We start from the raw sequence: 17835 nt of genomic DNA, 5'->3' as shown, positions 1-17835 counted from the left end.
CGGCATCGGGTGCCGTTGCTGGCCACGCTTCCGACGGTTCCGCTGTACGGGGTGTGGTTCGTGTTTCTCGCCACCGGTGGCGGGGATCTCGCGGCGCAGCAGGCGTGGGCGGAGTTCGCGTCGCGGCACGGGGGCTCGGCGTACAGCCTCTTCTGGTACGGCGGGATGCACACCGCCAACTACAGCCTGATCTCGCCGTACTTGATGGCCACCTTCGGCGTGCGCACGGTGACGGTCGTCGCCGGGCTGCTCGCCGCCTGGCTGGCCGCGGTGCTGCTCGTGCGTACGGGGATCCGCCGCCCCCTCGGCCCCGCGCTACTCGCGTCGCTCGCCCTGTGGTGCAACGTCGCGTCCGGCCGTACGACCTTCGCGCTCGGCGTCGCCTTCGGGCTCGCGGCCTGTGTGCTGCTCACCCGTGAGCGGCGGCTGTTGCTGGCCGTTGCGTACACGGCGCTTGCGACCATGGCGAGCCCGGTGGCCGGGCTGTTCCTGGTGGTGGCGGGGGCCGGCTACGCCCTCGTACGGGACTGGGGGCGGGCCTTGGCACTCATCGCGCCGCCGTTCGTGGTGGTCGCGGTGACCACGCTGCTGTTCCCGTTCAGGGGCGAGCAGTTGATGCCCGCCGACCGCATCTGGCCGCCCGTCCTGTTCGGTGCCGTACTGTTCGCCCTCGCTCCGAGCCGCTGGCGGGTGCTGCGGTGGAGCGGTCTGGTGTACGCGGCCGGGACGGTACTGACGTATCTCGTCCCTTCGCCCATCGGCACGAACGTGGAGCGGCTCGCCGAGCTGTTCGCACCCACCGCCCTGCTCGCCGCGCTGCTCACGCAAAGGGAGAAGAAGGGGCCGAGACGCAGGCTCGTCGCCCTCGCCGTGACCCTGGTCGTCTCCGTGGCCTGGGTCGGCACGAAGACCGTCGACGATCTGCGGATCTCCACCAAGGTGCCCCCCTGGGCCGCCGACACGCGCGGTGTCGTCCGGGCCCTGGACCGGCTCGGCGCCGAGCGCACCCGGGTCGAGGTGGTCCCGGCCCGCAACCACCGCGAGGCCACCGCGCTCGCCCCGCATGTGAACCTCGCCCGCGGCTGGAACCGGCAGCTGGACATCGAACGCGGGCAGCTCTTCTACGACGGAACGTTCTCGGAGTCGACGTACCGGGCCTGGCTGGACCGCTGGGCCGTCGGCTTCGTCGTCCTGCCCGCCGGGAAGCCGGACGGCTTCGCCGAGGACGAGGCGCGCCTGGTCAGGAGCAGGCCCGCCTGGCTGGAGCCGGTCTGGCAGGACGCGCACTGGCAGGTGTACCGGGTGCGCGAAGCGGTGCCCCTGGTGTCGTCGCCCGGCTCCGTCGTACGGGCCTCCAGCGCCGAGGTCGTCGTGCGGATGCCGGAGCCCGGCTCGGTCACCGTGCGCGTCGCCTACTCGCCGTGGCTGTACGCCGAGGGCGGCTGCCTTGAGAAGCGGGGCGAGTTCACGCGGCTGACGGTGACCGAACCGGGCGTGTTCCGGATCAGCTCGGGGTACGGTCCTTCGCCGGGTCCGGCTCCGCGATGCTGACCTCCGCCGGTTCGGCGCGCGAGCTGACCCGGGGTCCCTGGAGCAGGTAGGTCAGCGCGAAGCCGGCGCCGACGACGGCCGCACCGCCCGCCGCGTCCAGCACCCAGTGGTTGGCGGTCGCCACGATCGCCGAGACCGTGAACAGCGGATGCAGAAGCCCCAGCCCCTTCATCCACCACTTCGGCGCGAGGACCGCGATCACCAGACCGCACCACAGCGACCAGCCGAAATGCAGCGAGGGCATCGCCGCGTACTGGTTCGTCAGCGCGGTCAGCGTCCCGTAGTCCGGCTGGGAGAAGTCCTGCACGCCGTGCACGGTGTCGATATAGCCGAGGCCCGGCATCAGGCGCGGCGGGGCCAGCGGATAGAGCCAGAAGCCGAGCAGCGCGAGGATCGTGGCGAAACCGAGCGCCGAGCGGGCCCAGCGGTACTCGGCGGGGCGGCGCACATAGAGGACGCCGAGGACGCTCAGCGGCACCACGAAGTGGAACGACGTGTAGTAGAAGTCGAAGAAGACCCGCAGCCAGTCGACGTCCACCACCGTGTGGTTGACCCAGTGCTCGATGTCCATGAACAGGAACTTCTCGATCGCCAGGACCTGCTCGCCGTGCTGCTCGGCGGTGGCCCGGGCCGCCTCGTTCGAGCCGCCGTGCGCCTCCAGCCTGACCTGCTGGTAGGCGGAGTAGCCGACGCGGATCAGCAGCAGTTCGAGGAGGAGGTTCGGGCGGGACAGGACCCGGCGCAGGAACGGGAGCAGGGGTACGTGTTTCCAGCGGGCCTCGACCGGTGGCGCGTACTGCGTGGGGATCGGGACCTGGTAGTGCGCAGAGGTGCGGGACAGGAACGGAACGGCGCAGGCGGCGGTGAGCGCGGCGAGCAGGACGACGTTGTCACGCAGCGGGTGGAGCACCGGCATGTTCGGCAGCATCATCTTCGCCGGGAGCGTCATCACCAGGACGACGGCGACCGGCCATACGTACCGGTCCGAGGCCTTCTTGCCGACCCGGCCGACCAGCGCGAGCAGCACCCACAGCAGCTGGTGCTGCCAGGTCGTGGGCGACACCGCGATCGCCACGCAGCCGGTCACCGCGACGGCGAGCAGCAGCTGCCCGTCGCGCGCGTAGCGCACGGCACGGCGCAGGCCCAGGACCGCGACGGCCGCGCCCAGCAGCAGGAACAGAGCGATCTCCAGCGGACCGGTCAGGCCGAACCGCAGCAGCGCGCCGTGCAGCGACTGGTTGGCGAGGTCGTCGGCGGGCCGGCCGAGGCCGACTCCGGCCAGGTGGTGCACCCAGTACGTGTACGAGTCGTGCGGCATCGCCGCCCAGGCAAGGGCCGTGCAGGCGGCGAAGGTGACGCCGGTGGAGATCGCGGCCCGGCGGCGGCCGGTGAGCCACAGCAGCGGAGCGAAGAGCAGCACGGTCGGCTGGAGGGCTGCGGCGACGCCTATCAGCAGCCCGCTGGTCCGCTCCCCCCGGACCGCGAAGCAGCCGAGCAGCACCAGCAGCACCGGGATGATGCTGGTCTGGCCGAGATACAGCGTGTTGCGCACCGGCAGGGACAGCATCAGCAGGCTGATCGCCACGGGTGCGGAGAGCAGGGCCGTGCGTCTGCTCACGGGCTGCGGCAGGGCACGGGCCGCGACCAGGCCGAGCGCGACGACCAGCAGCAGGGTGCCGAAGGTCCAGCCCCAGCCGAGGGCCTGCTCGGCCGCGCGCGTAAGCGGTTTGAGGACGAGTCCGCCGAATGGCGTGCCCGTGAAGCGCGTCGAGTCGTACAAGGATCCGTTCACATGCAGCACGCCGCCCGGCCCGACCCAGGTCTCCAGATCCGTCAGGCGTTCCCCCTTCGGCGTGCTCAGGACGACGGTGACCTGTCGGACCGCCAGTACGGCGGCGATCAGCCAGAGGGCCGCGCGCACCATGCCCAGCCGTGCCTTCGCCGTGCCCGCGGCTCCCGCCGCGAAGGCATCGCCTGGTCGTCCGCTGTGCTCCACATTCGCCACGCCCCGTCGGCCCTCCCGCCCCGTTGTTCACCCGTGTCCCATGGGTGTCATCTGTTCGTTTTCACCGTGCGAACCCTATGAGGCTCGCACTACCCCCGCGGAGAGACGCAGGCAACCCCCGCTTTACCTGACGTCCTTCCATCTTTTGTCCGGAAGAGGGTGTGGCGCGACCGGAGGTTGCGGTGGCGTGCCTCCGGGTTGCGCGACCCCGCGTTATCGCCGGGCGGATACGGCGGTGGCGGGCTATATTCGACGTAGAACTAGTTAGCTCCTCTAACTAGGCAGACGAAAGGCATGGTGCATGACCGAGCCACGGCTCTGGAACGACGTGGACGACTACCTCACCGCGCTCCTCGCCCCGCCCGACGACGCCCTGTCCGCCGCACTGCGCGACAGCGACGCCGCCGGCCTGCCGCACATCAATGTCGCCCCGACCCACGGCAAGCTGCTCCACCTCCTCGCCGCGATCCAGGGGGCCCGCCGCATCCTGGAGATCGGCACCCTCGGCGGCTACAGCACCATCTGGCTGGGCCGCGCCCTTCCGGCGGACGGGCGCCTGATCAGCCTCGAGTACGCCGAGAAGCACGCGGAGGTGGCCCGCCGCAACCTCGCCCGGGCCGGCCTCGACAAGATCACCGAGGTGCGGGTGGGCCCCGCCCTGGACTCGCTGCCGAAACTGGCCGACGAGGACCCCGCTCCGTTCGACCTGGTCTTCATCGACGCGGACAAGGTGAACAACCCGCACTACGTCGAGTGGGCCGTCAGACTCACCCGCCCCGGCAGCCTGATCGTCCTCGACAACGTCGTACGCGGCGGCGCCGTCACCGACGCCACCACCGACGACCCGACGATTCGAGGCACCCGCGCGGCCCTCGAACTCTTCGCCTCCCACCCGAAGCTGGACGCCACGGCGATCCAGACGGTGGGTGTGAAGGGGTACGACGGGTTTGCGCTGGCGCGCGTACTGCCGTAGGCCTGCTGCCCTCGTCGGCGCCTGGCCACAGGCTTCTTGGCCTCAGCCTCGTGGCCTCACGCCTCGTGGTAGAAGCCCACGTTCACGCTGCGCGGGGCGGTGCGGTCCCGGATGATCAGTTCGCCGGAACCGTTCCGGGGCAGCTTCGCCGTCCCGCCGTACGGCAGGGGCTGCGGGGTCCCGCCTACCAGCACGAGCCGCACCTCGGACGAGGGATCGGCGTGCGAGCCCCGCAGCCACGTCACCTGCCACGTCTCGTCGGGCCCGCACAGGAACTCCAGGTGCACCCGCGAGACGAACAGCCAGTCGTCGGGCGTCGCGAGGCGGCAGAAGCCCCGGTCCCGCCCCACCCGCAGCACGGCACCCGGTTCGCTGGGCGAGTCGGCCATCTGCATCCCGGCCGTCGCACCCGCGTCCGCCTCCGACACCGTGGCCATGGTGAGTTCGAGCACGTGCGCTCCTTCGGTTCCCGCAAATCCAGTGGTTCGGCGCCGGAGCATGACAGGGCCGGGTCGGGCCCCGCGCTCCGGCGACGTGTTGCGGCCGAATGATAGATCGCCCGGGTGACATGCCGTCCGGCACACTTGACGCATGACCGAGCGAAAACCTCCCGGGGTCAGCTTCGAGTCCTGGGTCGACAAGCAGATCCGCGAGGCGGAGGCGCGTGGGGAGTTCGATCACCTCCCCGGCGCGGGGAAGCCACTGCCTGGCGGCAACGACACCTCGTACGACGAGTTGTGGTGGATCAAGCAGAAGATGGCTCGCGAGGGGCTGTCCGTGCTGCCGCCGACGCTGGCGTTGCGCAAGGAGGCGGAGGATGCGGTGGCGCGGGCGTTGGACGCCCCTTCCGAGCGGGTGGTCCGGGAGATCATCACGTCGATCAACGTGAAGATCCGTGAGGTGATGTTCAAGCCGCCGCCGGGGCCGCCGTTGGGGCTCAAGCCGTACGATGTCGAGGCGGTCGTACGGGACTGGCGGGAGCGTCGCTCCGCCGGGAGTGCGGATTGAAGCTGCGGGTTCGTCGGTCGCTCCCCCACTCTCGGCTTCGCTCGAGCGGGGGGACCCCCATCGCGGCGGAGCCGCACACCGCAAGCCCCGCGCCTCTGAAGAGGCGCGGGGCTTGCGGTGTGCGGGAGTTCAGATGCGCAGTAGGCGTTCCGCCAGCTCTCGGTAGTCGCGTAGGGCCAGCCGTAGTTGCTCGGTGTCGGCCTTGTCGTCGCCCGTCGCCTGCCAGGACGTTCGCAGGGTGCGGCGGCGTTGGGTGACGGCTTCCGTGAAGCGGGCCGCCACCTCCTCCAGGACCTGGTCTGCCTCTTCGAGGGACTCCTGCGGGCCGTCGACGAAGCCGGTGACCGCGTGCTGGAGGCGCAGGGTCCACTTGTCGGCCTCGTCGTGGGACATCAGGCGACCGCCGGAGACGCCAATTGCCGGGTTGTCAGTCATTCGCCTCAACTCCCCTTCGCGTGGTGGCGCCTGTTGAACGCCCACGGTGTGTGCAGGCGTTCGCCGAGGCGGTTCGAGCGGGTGGGGGCGGGCTCGTCGGCCGCGCGGTGGTGCCTTGTGTCCTCGCGGACCGGTGCCACCAGGTCCTCGAAGAGGGCGCGGCCCTCGATCATGGCCTCGCGGAGTTCCTCCGTACCGGTGCGGCTCTCGTCGCCGTCGGCGAGGGGCGCGTGTGCGGCCCGGTGGATGCGCCGGTAGCCGTGGACGTGGTGTCCGTGGTGCACGGAGAGCGCGGCGAGCTGCTCGTCGTAGCGGTCGCCGTCGGGGAAACCGCGGGCGCCGGCCAGTTCGCCGAGCAGCCGGTCCGCCTCGGCCACGGCCTCCCGTGGCGAGTCGACGAACCGCTCCTGGGCGGCGGCCCAGCGCGCCTCGTACCGCTCCCGCGCCTCGGGCTCCAGCGGCTGCCTGCGCAGCGAACCGTGCCGCTTCACACGGTCCGCAAGCTCGCGTTCGGCGGCCTTGGCGTCGCCGTCGTGCTGGGCGACGGCCTGGTCGTACTCGGGCCCGAAGCGCCGCCGCAGATTGCGCCCGCCGCCCGCTCCGCGGGGCATGGCGAGCCAGACGGCCGCGCCGATGATGATCGCCGCGACCACGATCAGAACGATGATCACGCCTGTGGACATGGAATACCTTCCGGTTACGGCCCGTTGGGGCCGGCTCCCTGCCCGAGTTGCCCTCAGAACGCCGGCCAAACGACTCGGCCGTCGGCAGGGGCTCCGGTAATTGGCTTGGGACGGCGGACCGTACGTACGGACAATGCCCGCCATGAGCACTCGTACCGAGACGTCCTGGAGCGTCGCCCCCGAGCCCTTCGACTCGCCCGCCGCGGCTGCCCTCTGGCGGGCGTACTACACGGAGGTCAGCGACCGCTGGTATCTGCTCCACCAGGGGCACGCCACCGACCCGGCCGAGCTGGAGCGCGAGATCGCCGCCGAGACCGGGGCCGAACTCGCCCCGCCCACCGGGGTGTTACTTCTCGCCCGCTACGACGGCGAGCCGGCCGGCACGGTGGGCGTGCGCCTGCTCATGCGCGGAGGGACCCCCGTCGCCGGCACGGGCGAGCTCAAGCGGATGTTCATACGGAAGGAAATGCGCGGCAAGGGCGGCGGTGCCGTGCTGCTCGCGGCGGCCGAGGAGGCGGCGTGCGGGCTCGGCGTCGAGCGGCTCGTGCTCGACACTCGCAACGACCTCGTCGAGGCCCGCGCAATGTACGCGCGGCACGGCTACGTGGAGATCGAGCGGTACAACGACGAGGAGTACGCCGAGCACTGGTTCACCAAGGAGCTGGTTGGTTAGACCGCCCTGCCCAACGGCCCCGGAGCCCCCCGCTCGTGTGGGCGTTCCGCGTCCGAGCCGCACATTTCCGCGTTCAGTTCCTTGATGAGCTGGGCCAGGTCGGTGGGGCGGTCCGGGGTCCACCAGTCGCCGAGCAGTTCGGCGAGGGACTCCTCGCGGGCCTTGGCGAGTTTGTCGGCGACCTCGCAGCCCTCGGCGGTGAGGACGAGGTCGAGGCCCTCGCGCAGGGCCAGGCGGCGTTCCTCGACCTGACGGGACGCGTCCATGATGACGTGCAGCGGGACGGCGCTGTGTTCGGCGAGGACGCCGGGCTCGGCCCAGCCGTAGCGCCGGATGCGCAGCAGCAGCCAACTTGCGGCAGGCAGCAGGTCGTAACCGGCGCGGGCGGTGATCTTCTCGTAGATCGCGCGCCGCCCCTCGCGTGTGCCGAGCACGGACAGCGCGCGGCACACCTCGTCGTACGAGGAGCGCTCCACCGGATTGCTGGCCAGCGTCTCCGTGGCGTCGGGCACCGTCACCGAGCCCCGCAGCTTGTCCTCGCGCAGGAACCAGGCCAGTACGAAGCCGAGTACAGCGACGGGAGCCGCGTACAGGAAGACGTCCGTGATCGCCGAGGCGTACGCCTGCACCGCCGACAGGCGCAGCGCGGAAGGGAGTTCGGCGATGCCGCGCGGATCGCTCTCGAGGCTCTCCGGGCCGATACCGGGCGGCAGCGGCTGCCCGCCGAGCGCGGCCGTCAGCTTGTCGGCGAGGCGGCTCGCGAAGATCGTGCCGAAGATGGCGACGCCGAACGAGGCGCCGATGGACCGGAAGAAGGTGGCACCGGAGGTGGCGACGCCGAGATCCTCGTACGAGACGGCGTTCTGCACGATCAGCACCAGAACCTGCATGACCAGGCCGAGGCCGAGGCCGAACACGGCGAAGTACGCGCTCATCTCGAACGTGGAGCTGCTCTCGTCGAGCTGATGGAGCAGCAGCAGGCCGAGCGTGGTGACGCCCGTGCCCGCGATCGGGAACACCTTCCAGCGGCCGGTCCGGCTGACGATCTGGCCCGACACCGTCGAGGCGAGCAGCAGACCGGCCACCATCGGCAGCATGTGCACGCCGGACATGGTGGGCGAGACGCCCCGGACGACCTGCAGGAACGTCGGCAGGTACGTCATCGCGCCGAACATCGCGAAGCCCACGATCAGGCTGATCACGGCGGAGAGGGTGAAGGTGCGGATGCCGAAGAGTTTCAGGGGGAGTACAGGCTCGGCGGCCTTCCGTTCGACGTGCACGAAGGCCGCGCCCAGCACGACGGCGAGCACCGCGAGGCCGATGATCAGCGGTGAGGCCCAGCCCCAGGTGGTGCCGCCGAGCGAGGCGACAAGGACGAGGCAGGTGGCGACGGCCGCGATCAGGAACGTACCGAGATAGTCGATCGTGTGCCGCGTGGTCCGGACGGGGATGCGCAGGACGGTGGCGATGACGGCGAGCGCGACCACGCCGACGGGGAGGTTGACGTAGAAGACCCAGCGCCAGCTCAGATGCTCGGTGAACAGCCCGCCGAGCAGCGGGCCGAGCACGCTGGTCGCGCCGAAGACGGCACCGAACAGGCCCTGGTACTTGCCCCGTTCGCGCGACGGGACGAGGTCGCCGACGATCGCCATCGACAGCACCATCAACCCGCCGCCGCCGAGGCCCTGGAGCGCCCGGAAGCCGATCAACTGGGGCATGTTCTGCGCCATTCCGCAGAGCGCGGAGCCGATGAGAAAGATCACAATCGCCGTCTGGAACAGCTTTTTGCGGCCGTACTGGTCACCGAGCTTGCCCCAGAGCGGGGTGGCGGCGGTGGCGGCGAGCAGATACGCCGTGACCACCCAGGACAGATGGTCCAGGCCGCCGAGTTCGCTGACGATGGTCGGCAGCGCGGTGGAGACGATCGTCTGGTCCAGCGCCGCGAGCAGCATGCCCAGCAGCAGGGCGCCGATCGAGACGAGGACGCCTCCCCGTACGTATTCCTCACCGGGGGCGCCGTGTGTGTGGTCACGGGGCGGTGGCGGGTGGTCCCCGTCCGCCGTCTCGTGGGCGTTCGTACGGTGCGCTTCCTCGGCCATGCAGACCTCCCGGCCGCGAGGGTCCCTCGGGTCCCCGTTGTCCTTCGCATTCTGGTCGGTGTGACCGGTTATGGCCCGTTGAATCCAGAGAGGAGTTCGAAATTCCGGTGGTAACTGGGAGATGGTGTGGAGGAGGTCTGCGTAATCGCTGAAGTTCGTTACGGGAGGGATCCATACGTGAGTGGCCGGAGTGTGTACGTCTGCCCGGAATGCGGGACACCGCGTGAGCCGGGAGGCGCGCCGTCGTGCGCATGCGCTCAGCGGGCGGCGGACGAACTCCTGGAGACCCGCTCCGCGGAGGCTGCCGCGGCGGAGGACTTCGATCCGTTGCGCATACGGCCCTATGTGGATCTGGACGCGGACGAGTTCGAGGTCGACGTGGAGGGCGGCTCGGGCGTCGGGCCACCGGGGTTGTTAGGCGGGCTCGGGTCCTCGGAGGCCGCTGACGCCCTGGTCGAGCCGATGTCCTCGGGGGCGGGTGACGCGCTTGGCGAGCCCGGGGGCTCGGGGGCGGCCGATCCGCTGGCCGAGCCCACGTCGTCGGGGGCGGGTGACGCGCTTGGCGAGCCCGGGGGCTCGGGGGCGGCCGATCCGCTGGCCGAGCCCATGTCGTCGGGGGCGGGCGACCCGTTCGTCGAGCACATGCCCTCGAAGGCGGGCGATGCACCGGCCGGGGCGAGCGCGCCCGCGGGGCCGCCGGGTCCGCCCGGTCCCCCCGCAGAACAGCGCCGGTCCGGACCGCCCGCGGTCCAGCACCGGTCCGAGCCGCCGTCGATGCCGGGCTCCTCTCCGGCGGGCCAGGCCCCGCCCCCGGCCGCCCCGCCTCCGGCCTCCCGGGCCCCTTCGCCCGACGACGCCCCGACGGCCGACCTCCATCTGACGGACCTCCACCGGTTCGACGCACAGGCCCCCGGCCCGGACCCTGTAACCGGCCCCCTGCCCCTGCCCGAGCCTGAGCAGCCCACTCGCAGGCGCGGCCGTCGGCGACGGCTCGCCCTCGTCGGTACCGCGGTCGGCGCTGTGGTGATGACTGCCGCCGGGTTCGCAAGCGGACTGTTCTCGTACGACACGCCGTCGCGGGACAGCGCGGGCCCGGGCGACATGCGCGCGAGCATCCCGGACGCGGTCTCGCCGGAGCCGTCGTCCTCGTCTCCGTCGAAGACGACTCCGCCGGCCCAGCCGGCCCCATCGGCCCCACCGACCGAGCCGTCCGAACCAGCCACCCCGAGCACGTCCCCGCCGACCCAGGAGCCCACGGCCGAGCCCACCCCGCCCCGCGAGACCCCCTCGACCCGCCCACCGTCGACCGAGCCGCCCGCCGACTCGGCACCGCCCGGCTCCGGCGGAGGCGAGCGCCGCAACCCGCAGGTCCTGCGCCCCGGCGACTCCGGCGACGAGGTCACAGAGCTCCAACTCCGCCTACGCCAGCTCTTCCTCTACGCAGGTCCCACCACAGGCACGTACGACGACCAGACGGAGAACTCCGTACGAAGCTTCCAGGGCTCCCGAGGCGTCGACGACGAACTGGGCATATACGGCGAGCCAACACGAGAACGCCTGGAGTCGGAAACGGACGAACCGTAGGCGTCACGGGGCCTGGAGCTGTGTCAAGAAGCCGTTGCCGAGCGGCTCCCCGGCCAGGTGGTCGGTCGCCGGAATGTGACACTCGTGCAGGAGACTGTCACATTCCGGCGATCACATACCGTGATCCGGCAGCGTCGGCCCGTCAGGCCCGCCACGATGGCGATCCCCCACTCATGGCGGTCCCCCCACGCTCGAGCGAAGCCGAGAGTGGGGAGAGCCGGGTGTGGGGAGTGACCAGCCACAACGACGACCCCGCAGCCGCCAACCCACCGCCCAGCCGAGCCCTCACGCGCCCACAAGCACCCGAATCCCCCCGGCGCCCGAAGCCTCCACCCGCACCTGCGTGAGGTCCCGCACCACCACATCAGGCCGATGAAAACCGGCCCGCTCCCCGATCCCCACAACCCGCATCCCCGCGGAGCGCCCCGCCGCGATCCCCGCCCCCGAGTCCTCGAACACCACACACTCGGAAGGCGCGATCCCCAACTCGGCCGCCCCCTTCAAAAACCCCTCAGGATCGGGCTTGCTGGCCCCGACGGACTCGGCGGTGACCCGAACGTCGGGCAGCGGAAGCCCGGCGGCAGCCATCCGTGCGGTCGACAGCGGCACGTCCGCAGAAGTCACCAGTGCATGCGGCAACCCCAACCCCCGCAGTGAGGCGAGGAGTTCAGCGGCCCCGGGAATCGCGACGACGCCCTCCAAGTCGGCCGTCTCCTCGGCCAGCATGCGCTCGTTGTCCGCGATGTTCTTCTCCATGGGCCGATGAGGCAGCAGCAGAGCCATCGAAGCATGCCCCTGCCGGCCGTGAACGACCTTCATGACCTCGTCCCCGTCCAGCCCGTTCCGCTCGGCCCACCGATGCCAGACGCGTTCGACGACGGCATCGGAGTTGACGAGGGTGCCGTCCATGTCCAGCAGCAGGGCACGGGCGGTCAGCACGGTCGTGGCCGTCATCGGCATGCTCCAAAGCGTGGGAAAAGCGTGAGAGAGGGGGCCGAGGGCCCCGGGACACGGTGCCCCCAGGACAAGGTGGCCCCGCCCACCGGTCAGGGAGAGCGGGCGGGAACCACTTTGTTCCTCCACGGTACAAAACCGATGGGCAATCCCGCCACCACCCAGAGGACCCGGTTTCACAGAACTTCGCGTAACCAAGGGCCGGCCAAAAGCCCAACAAAGGCATGCACGAGCCCAAAGCTCCGCCGCCCCGGCACCGTACCCCTTGTTATGTCATGGTCACGACATTAGATTCTCACCCGGCGCACATCTCCCCGAAACGCGGCACCGCAAGCATTCGCACGCACCGTCAACTTCCCACCCCCCTAAGGGAGTTCGCATGCCGAAGGTCTACGCGCGTCGACGGCTCAGCATACTGGCCGCCGCAGGCGGATTGATAGCCCTGGTCGGGCTGTTCAACGGTCCGACCGCCTCCGCCGCCCTGCCCACCCCCGTGAGCGCCGCCACCGCCCGCTCCTACCTGTCCCAGCTCACCGTGGCGAACGAGGACCGCACCGGCTACAACCGCGACCTCTTCCCGCACTGGATCACCCAGTCCGGCACCTGCAACACCCGTGAGGTCGTCCTGAAGCGCGACGGCACGAACGTCGTGCAGGACTCCTCCTGCGCCGCGACCAGCGGCAGTTGGTACTCCGTCTACGACGGCGCCACCTGGCGCGCCGCCTCCGACGTCGACATCGACCACCTCGTCCCGCTCGCCGAGGCCTGGGACTCCGGCGCCGACAGCTGGACCACCTCACGGCGCCAGTCCTTCGCCAACGACCTGACCCGCCCCCAGCTCATCGCGGTCACGGACAACGTGAACCAGGCGAAGGGCGACCAGGACCCGGCGCAGTGGATGCCGTCGGTCAGCTCGTACGCCTGCACCTACGTACGCGCCTGGGTCCAGGTGAAGTACTACTACGACCTCTCCGTCGACTCCGCCGAGAAGAGCAAGCTGACCTCCGTGCTCAACGGCTGCTGAGTCGTCCGCAGTCCGAGAACCTCCACCCGGAACCTCGCCATTGACCTCCGTCGTTCCGTACCGTACGGGGCGACGGAGGAGGGTGATCACGTGGCGAGGCTGCGGCTGGGACCACTGCTGAGGTACGTCGACGGCTCGTCCGCGACCGTCTGGGTCGAGGCGAGCCGTCCGTGCATCGCCGAGGTGCGCTGCGCTGACGGCGCCGGCGGCGAGAGCCGCACCTTCCAGGTCGCGGGCCATCACTACGCCCTGATCCCGGTGACCGGGCTGACACCGGGCACGTCGACCGCGTACGAGGTGCGGCTCGACGGTACGACCGTGTGGCCGCTGCCCGGCTCGCCCTTCCCGCCCTCGCTCATCGACGCCCCGGCCTACGAACAGGCGCCGGTGCGGGTGGCCTTCGGTTCCTGTCGCTGGGCCGCTCCGCCCGCCGACGAGAAGGACCCGGTGGGCCCGGACGCGCTGGACACGCTGGCCGCACGCCTCGCCTCGGATCCGGGGGCCGAACGGCCCGACGTACTGGTGCTGTTGGGCGACCAGGTGTACGCGGACGAGACCTCCAATGCCACCCGCCGCTGGCTGGCGGCCCGCCGCGATCTCAAGGATCCGCCGGGCAACGAGGTCGCGGACTACGAGGAGTACACCCGCCTCTACTACGAATCGTGGCTCGATCCCGAGGTCCGCTGGCTGCTGTCCACGGTGCCCAGTTGCATGATCTTCGACGACCACGACGTCATCGACGACTGGAACACGAGCGCCGCCTGGCTCGCCGACATGCGGGCCACGCCCTGGTGGCGCGAGCGCCTGCTGAGCGGCCTGATGTCGTACTGGGTCCACCAGCACCTCGGCAATCTCCCGCCCGAACGCCTCGCCGCCGACCCCCTGTACGCGGCCGTACGCGCCGTCCCGGACGGCACGGACGTGCTCCGCACCTTCGCCGCCGAGGCCGACGCGAACCCCACCTCGGTCCGCTGGAGCTACCGCCGCGACTTCGGCCGCGTACGCCTGCTGATGATCGATACGCGCGCGGCGCGTGTCCTCGACGAGAACGACCGGGCGATGCTCGCGCCCAGCGAGCATGCGTGGCTGCGGGAGCAGGTGTTGGAGGGGCGGGGAGCTGGTGCCGCGGGGGCCGCGGGCGGCAGGCCGGACACCGTCGTCGCCGCATCCGGCGCGAGCGACGAGGCGCGTACGGCACCGGGCGCGCCGTCACCTGCCGCGGCGGCCCAAGGTGGCCCGGGCAAGGCGGAGGCCTCGGCCCGGCCGGCCGACGGCGGCACGGGCGGCGAGCCGGACGGCGCCCCGGCGCGGTCGGCCGAAGGCCACGCCGCCACCGCCCGCACCCCCTACGACCACCTCCTCATCGGTACGTCACTGCCCTGGCTTCTCCCCCATCTCGTGCACGACGCCGAGGCGTGGAACGCCGCGTTGTGCCGGGGGGAGCGGGGGCCCCGGTGGGCGCGGTTCGGGGAGGATCTGCGGCGGCGGGCCGATCTGGAGCACTGGTCGGCGTTTCCGGCGTCGTTCGACGCGCTGGCCTCGCTCATCGCCGAGGTCGGGTCGGGGCCCGAGGCCCCGGCGACGGTGTGCGTGCTGTCCGGGGATGTGCACCACGCGTACATCGCCGAACCCTCGTGGCCTCAGGGCGCCTCGGCGCCCGACGCGCGGGTGCTGCAACTGACCTGCTCCCCCGTCCACAACTCCATCCCGATGTCCATCAAACTCGGCTTCCACTTCGGCTGGAGCAGAGTGGGCCGTGCCCTCGGCCGCCGCTTCGCGGGACACGGCGGCGTCCCGCGCCCGCCGATCGACTGGCGCAGAACGGGCGGTCCCTGGTTCGGCAACCAGCTGATGACGCTGACCCTGCGCGGCCGCTCGGCACGACTGCGGCTCGACCAGGCACGGGCGGAGAAGGGCGGCGGCGCCCGACTGCGGACGGTCGTCGAATCCGAGCTCACCCCATAGCCTCGGTCCGCAGTGCCCGCGACGCACCCCGCAGCCTCGTAACCTCACACAACTCCCCGCACATTCCGCGTGCGCGAACACGCCCAATCCGCCAAGTGCATACGTGTATCGCGTACGTTGCCCCCCTATCTCGCCCGTTGCCCCTGATGCTCGTGAGGCATCCCACACCGGGCGCCGATGATCCGCTCAGGGGCTCGGATCCCGTGGCGTACGACGGCATGATGATGCGGACCGTCCGCTTCCAGCGGGCGGTTTGCCGCTCAGCGCCCCAGATGCCCGGGAGTCACACTTTTGTCTGCAACGACCGCGGAACCACCGGCGAGCGCCGAGTCCACCGAGGTCTCCGTTGCCCTGGTGGGCGCAGGCCCGCGCGGCACCAGCGTGCTGGAACGCCTCTGCGCCTCCGCACCCGAACTGCTGGCGCCCGGGGCGCGTCTGACGGTCCACGTCGTCGACCCCTCGCCGCCGGGTCCGGGGCGCGTCTGGCGGACCGACCAGCCGGCCGAGCTGCTGATGAACACCGTGTCCTCCCAGGTGACCCTCTTCACCGACGACAGCGTGGACTGCTCGGGCCCGATCCGCCCCGGCCCGAGCCTGCACGACTGGGCCGGCGGCGAGCTGGACCCGGACGAGTACCCGACCCGTGCCCAGTACGGGCAGTATCTGGAATGGGTCTTCGCCGAAGTCGTGCGCGGGGCACCGGCCTCGGTCCGAATAGAGACACACCGGGCCCGTGCGACACGGCTCGACGACGCGCCCGACGGCCACCAGCGACTCGTACTCGACAACGGCCGCACCCTGCGCGACCTCACCACCGTGGTCCTCGCCCAGGGCCACCTGCCGACCGTCGCGGACCGGACACAGCAACGCCTCGCCGAGTACGCCGACCGCCACGGCCTGCGCCATGTCCCGCCCGCCAACCCGGCCGACCTCGACCTCTCCTCGCTCGCCCCCGGCGAACCCGTCCTGCTGCGCGGCCTGGGCCTCAACTTCTTCGACCACATGGCGCTGTTGACGACGGCCCGCGGCGGCCGTTTCCTCCGCACGGCGCAAGGTGGCCTGCGTTATGCGGCGTCGGGCCGTGAGCCGCGCCTGTACGCGGGTTCCCGGCGCGGCATCCCCTACCAGGCCCGCGGCGACAACGCGAAGGGCCCGTACGGCCGTCACCTCCCGCTCGTCCTCACTCCGGACGTCATCTCCGCCTTCCGCAAGCGCGCGGACTCCGGTGACGCGCCCGACTTCCTCGCGGAGATATGGCCGTTGGTCGCGAAGGAGGTCGAAACGGTCTACTACGAAGCGCTGTTGGGGCGGGGCAGCACGGCAGCAGCGGACGATGCGGCGACGGTACGGGGCTTCCGTGAGCGTTTTCTCGCCATTGACCACCGCGATCCCCAAGAGGCCCTGCTCCTCGACGAGTTCGGCATCGCGGAGGCCGACCGCTGGTCCTGGGACCGCATTTCGCGCCCGTACGCGGGGCAGGTCTTCAACAGCCCGGCGAGTTTCCGGAGTTGGCTGCTCGGATATCTGCACGAGGACGCCGAACAGGCGGCGCTCGGCAATGTCGACGGCCCTCTCAAGGCGGCCCTCGACGTACTGCGCGACCTGCGCAACGAGGTGCGGCTGATCGTCGACCACGGCGGGCTTGCGGGCACCTCGCGGCGGGAGCACCTGGACCGCTGGTACACGCCGCTCAACGCGTTCCTGTCGATCGGGCCGCCCCGGCGCCGTATCGAGGAGATGATCGCGCTGATCGAGGCGGGCGTCCTGGAGGTGCTCGGCCCGCGTCTGGAGGTGCGGGCCGAGGACGGGGCGTGGGTGGCGCACTCCCCCGACGTTCCTGACTCGACGGTCCGGGTCACCACCCTCGTCGAGGCACGGCTGCCGGAACCGGAACTGCGGCGGACCGCCGACGACTTGCTCGCCCGGCTGCTGAAGACCGGCGAGTGCCGGCCGCACACGGTGGACGGTTACGAAACCGGAGGGCTGGACGTAACACCGCGCCCATACCGTCTGATCGACCGCCGGGGGCGCGCACACCCCCGGCGGTTCGCGCTGGGCGTGCCCACGGAGGGTGTGCACTGGGTGACCGCAGCGGGGGTCAGGCCGGGGGTGGACTCGGTCACACTCTCGGACACGGACTCGGTGGCGCGGGCAGTGCTGCGCATGGCCTCACCTGCGGCGACGCCGGAAGAGGCTTCGAAAATCCGGCCAAATGTTGAACTAGCAACAATCGATTAGGCTAGCCTAAAATCGATCACTCGCTCGGTTTACGTCCCCAACAGCGGTCCCTTCGGGATCGCACCAGACCGAAGGAGTTCCCCCACCATGACCGGACGCTTAAACAGCGCCCAGCCGTACGCCATCGGCCTGTTCCGCATCGTCATCGGTCTGCTCTTCGCCTGCCACGGAGTCATGTCGCTCTTCGGCGAGTTCGGCGGCGCCGACGGCAAGGGCGGCACCGTCGAGCCGACCACCTGGCCGAACGGATACGCGGCCGTCATCGAGCTCGTAGGCGGCAGCCTGGTCCTGTTCGGCCTCGGCACCCGGTTCGCGGCGTTCATCGCCTCGGGCGCCATGGCCTACGCGTACTTCAAGGTCCACCAGCCGCAGGCGCTCTGGCCGATCGAGAACCAGGGTGAAGGCGCGGCCATGTTCTGCTGGTCGATGTTCCTGCTGGTCTTCACCGGCTCGGGCGCACTCGGCCTCGACCGGCTCTTCTCGCGGCGCACGTCGTCGTCCACGGCGGACCGGCGCAGCTCGGAGCCTGTCGCGGCCTGACGCCCGAACCGGCGTACCGCATGCAAGGCGTACGGAAAACGGCACCCGCCCCTGTCGCACCGGGGGCGGGCGCCGTCGTCGTATCAGGCCGCCCGACCGAACG

Annotated in this window: 15 protein-coding genes; 9 read left to right on the top strand and 6 right to left on the bottom strand. The window is 70.9% G+C overall.

Annotated features, from left to right (window positions below; translation table 11 throughout):
- Positions 1-9 precede the first annotated feature (9 nt).
- Positions 10-1551, top strand: a complete 1542-nt coding sequence (locus ABD357_RS25475) for a hypothetical protein (RefSeq protein ID WP_425584999.1) — start codon at positions 10-12, stop codon at positions 1549-1551.
- Here ABD357_RS25475 and ABD357_RS25470 read toward each other — a convergent pair.
- Positions 1505-3556, bottom strand: coding sequence for a bifunctional glycosyltransferase 87/phosphatase PAP2 family protein (locus tag ABD357_RS25470; RefSeq protein ID WP_344393213.1), 2052 nt, complete (start codon positions 3554-3556; stop codon positions 1505-1507). The genes ABD357_RS25475 and ABD357_RS25470 overlap by 47 nt on opposite strands.
- A gap of 301 nt (positions 3557-3857) precedes the next feature.
- Between ABD357_RS25470 and ABD357_RS25465 the strand changes: the two genes are divergently transcribed.
- Positions 3858-4529 (top strand): O-methyltransferase, encoded by a 672-nt coding sequence (locus tag ABD357_RS25465; protein WP_344393212.1) that lies wholly within the window; start codon positions 3858-3860, stop codon positions 4527-4529.
- A 56-nt stretch (positions 4530-4585) separates the two neighbouring features.
- On the opposite strand, the gene ABD357_RS25460 is transcribed toward ABD357_RS25465, so the two are convergent.
- Positions 4586-4981, bottom strand: coding sequence for a hypothetical protein (locus ABD357_RS25460; RefSeq protein WP_344393210.1), 396 nt, complete (start codon positions 4979-4981; stop codon positions 4586-4588).
- 139 nt (positions 4982-5120) lie between these two features.
- Here ABD357_RS25460 and ABD357_RS25455 point away from each other — a divergent pair, with 139 nt between their 5' ends.
- A complete protein-coding gene (locus ABD357_RS25455; protein ID WP_344393209.1) occupies positions 5121-5537 on the top strand; it encodes a DnaJ family domain-containing protein in 417 nt (138 codons plus the stop codon).
- 129 nt (positions 5538-5666) lie between these two features.
- Here ABD357_RS25455 and ABD357_RS25450 read toward each other — a convergent pair whose 3' ends face one another.
- Together ABD357_RS25450 and ABD357_RS25445 are read right to left on the bottom strand one after the other, a co-directional pair.
- Entirely contained in the window at positions 5667-5972 is a 306-nt protein-coding gene (locus tag ABD357_RS25450) for a hypothetical protein (protein WP_425585001.1), read from the bottom strand.
- A gap of 5 nt (positions 5973-5977) precedes the next feature.
- Entirely contained in the window at positions 5978-6655 is a 678-nt protein-coding gene (locus tag ABD357_RS25445; RefSeq protein ID WP_344393207.1) for a hypothetical protein, read from the bottom strand.
- Between the two features lie 133 nt (positions 6656-6788).
- Here ABD357_RS25445 and ABD357_RS25440 point away from each other — a divergent pair, with 133 nt between their 5' ends.
- Positions 6789-7328, top strand: a complete 540-nt coding sequence (locus tag ABD357_RS25440) for a GNAT family N-acetyltransferase (RefSeq protein ID WP_425584995.1) — start codon at positions 6789-6791, stop codon at positions 7326-7328.
- Here ABD357_RS25440 and ABD357_RS25435 read toward each other — a convergent pair.
- A complete protein-coding gene (locus tag ABD357_RS25435) occupies positions 7325-9427 on the bottom strand; it encodes an MDR family MFS transporter (protein ID WP_344393203.1) in 2103 nt (700 codons plus the stop codon). The genes ABD357_RS25440 and ABD357_RS25435 overlap by 4 nt on opposite strands.
- Positions 9428-9889: 462 nt before the next feature.
- On the opposite strand from ABD357_RS25435, the gene ABD357_RS25430 reads away from it, so the two are divergent.
- On the top strand, positions 9890-11011 hold the full coding sequence (locus ABD357_RS25430) for a peptidoglycan-binding domain-containing protein (RefSeq protein ID WP_344393201.1): 1122 nt from the start codon (positions 9890-9892) through the stop codon (positions 11009-11011).
- 285 nt (positions 11012-11296) lie between these two features.
- Here the strand turns inward: ABD357_RS25430 and ABD357_RS25425 are convergent, their stop codons facing one another.
- A complete protein-coding gene (locus tag ABD357_RS25425) occupies positions 11297-11971 on the bottom strand; it encodes an HAD family hydrolase (protein ID WP_344393200.1) in 675 nt (224 codons plus the stop codon).
- 373 nt (positions 11972-12344) lie between these two features.
- Here ABD357_RS25425 and ABD357_RS25420 point away from each other — a divergent pair, with 373 nt between their 5' ends.
- The 4 genes from ABD357_RS25420 to ABD357_RS25405 all read left to right on the top strand — a co-directional run bounded on the left by ABD357_RS25420 (position 12345) and on the right by ABD357_RS25405 (position 17732).
- The gene (locus tag ABD357_RS25420; protein ID WP_344393199.1) at positions 12345-12989 is read left to right on the top strand and encodes an HNH endonuclease family protein; all 645 of its coding nucleotides are present in this window, start codon (positions 12345-12347) and stop codon (positions 12987-12989) included.
- 90 nt (positions 12990-13079) lie between these two features.
- Positions 13080-14954: an alkaline phosphatase D family protein gene (locus ABD357_RS25415; RefSeq protein WP_344393198.1), complete on the top strand. Its 1875-nt coding sequence runs from the start codon at positions 13080-13082 to the stop codon at positions 14952-14954.
- A gap of 291 nt (positions 14955-15245) precedes the next feature.
- Positions 15246-17192, top strand: coding sequence for an FAD/NAD(P)-binding protein (locus tag ABD357_RS25410; RefSeq protein ID WP_344393197.1), 1947 nt, complete (start codon positions 15246-15248; stop codon positions 17190-17192).
- Between the two features lie 87 nt (positions 17193-17279).
- A complete protein-coding gene (locus ABD357_RS25405; protein ID WP_344393196.1) occupies positions 17280-17732 on the top strand; it encodes a DoxX family protein in 453 nt (150 codons plus the stop codon).
- The last annotated feature ends 103 nt before the right edge of the window (positions 17733-17835 follow it).

This window comes from Streptomyces vastus (assembly GCF_039532825.1).
GTDB classification, from domain to species: domain Bacteria; phylum Actinomycetota; class Actinomycetes; order Streptomycetales; family Streptomycetaceae; genus Streptomyces; species Streptomyces vastus.
The sequence above is the reverse complement of the archived record's forward strand: the minus strand, read 5'-3'. Positions and strand labels throughout refer to the sequence as shown.

What these genes read in the sequence shown, in the direction of transcription:
- ABD357_RS25465 (WP_344393212.1), top strand. Translation starts at nt 3,858, where the DNA reads ATGACCGAGCCACGGCTCTGGAACGACGTGGACGACTACCTCACCGCG.
- ABD357_RS25455 (WP_344393209.1), top strand. Translation starts at nt 5,121, where the DNA reads ATGACCGAGCGAAAACCTCCCGGGGTCAGCTTCGAGTCCTGGGTCGAC.
- ABD357_RS25450 (WP_425585001.1), bottom strand. Translation starts at nt 5,972, where the DNA reads ATGACTGACAACCCGGCAATTGGCGTCTCCGGCGGTCGCCTGATGTCC.
- ABD357_RS25445 (WP_344393207.1), bottom strand. Translation starts at nt 6,655, where the DNA reads ATGTCCACAGGCGTGATCATCGTTCTGATCGTGGTCGCGGCGATCATC.
- ABD357_RS25440 (WP_425584995.1), top strand. Translation starts at nt 6,789, where the DNA reads ATGCCCGCCATGAGCACTCGTACCGAGACGTCCTGGAGCGTCGCCCCC.
- ABD357_RS25435 (WP_344393203.1), bottom strand. Translation starts at nt 9,427, where the DNA reads ATGGCCGAGGAAGCGCACCGTACGAACGCCCACGAGACGGCGGACGGG.
- ABD357_RS25430 (WP_344393201.1), top strand. Translation starts at nt 9,890, where the DNA reads ATGTCCTCGGGGGCGGGTGACGCGCTTGGCGAGCCCGGGGGCTCGGGG.
- ABD357_RS25425 (WP_344393200.1), bottom strand. Translation starts at nt 11,971, where the DNA reads ATGCCGATGACGGCCACGACCGTGCTGACCGCCCGTGCCCTGCTGCTG.
- ABD357_RS25420 (WP_344393199.1), top strand. Translation starts at nt 12,345, where the DNA reads ATGCCGAAGGTCTACGCGCGTCGACGGCTCAGCATACTGGCCGCCGCA.
- ABD357_RS25405 (WP_344393196.1), top strand. Translation starts at nt 17,280, where the DNA reads ATGACCGGACGCTTAAACAGCGCCCAGCCGTACGCCATCGGCCTGTTC.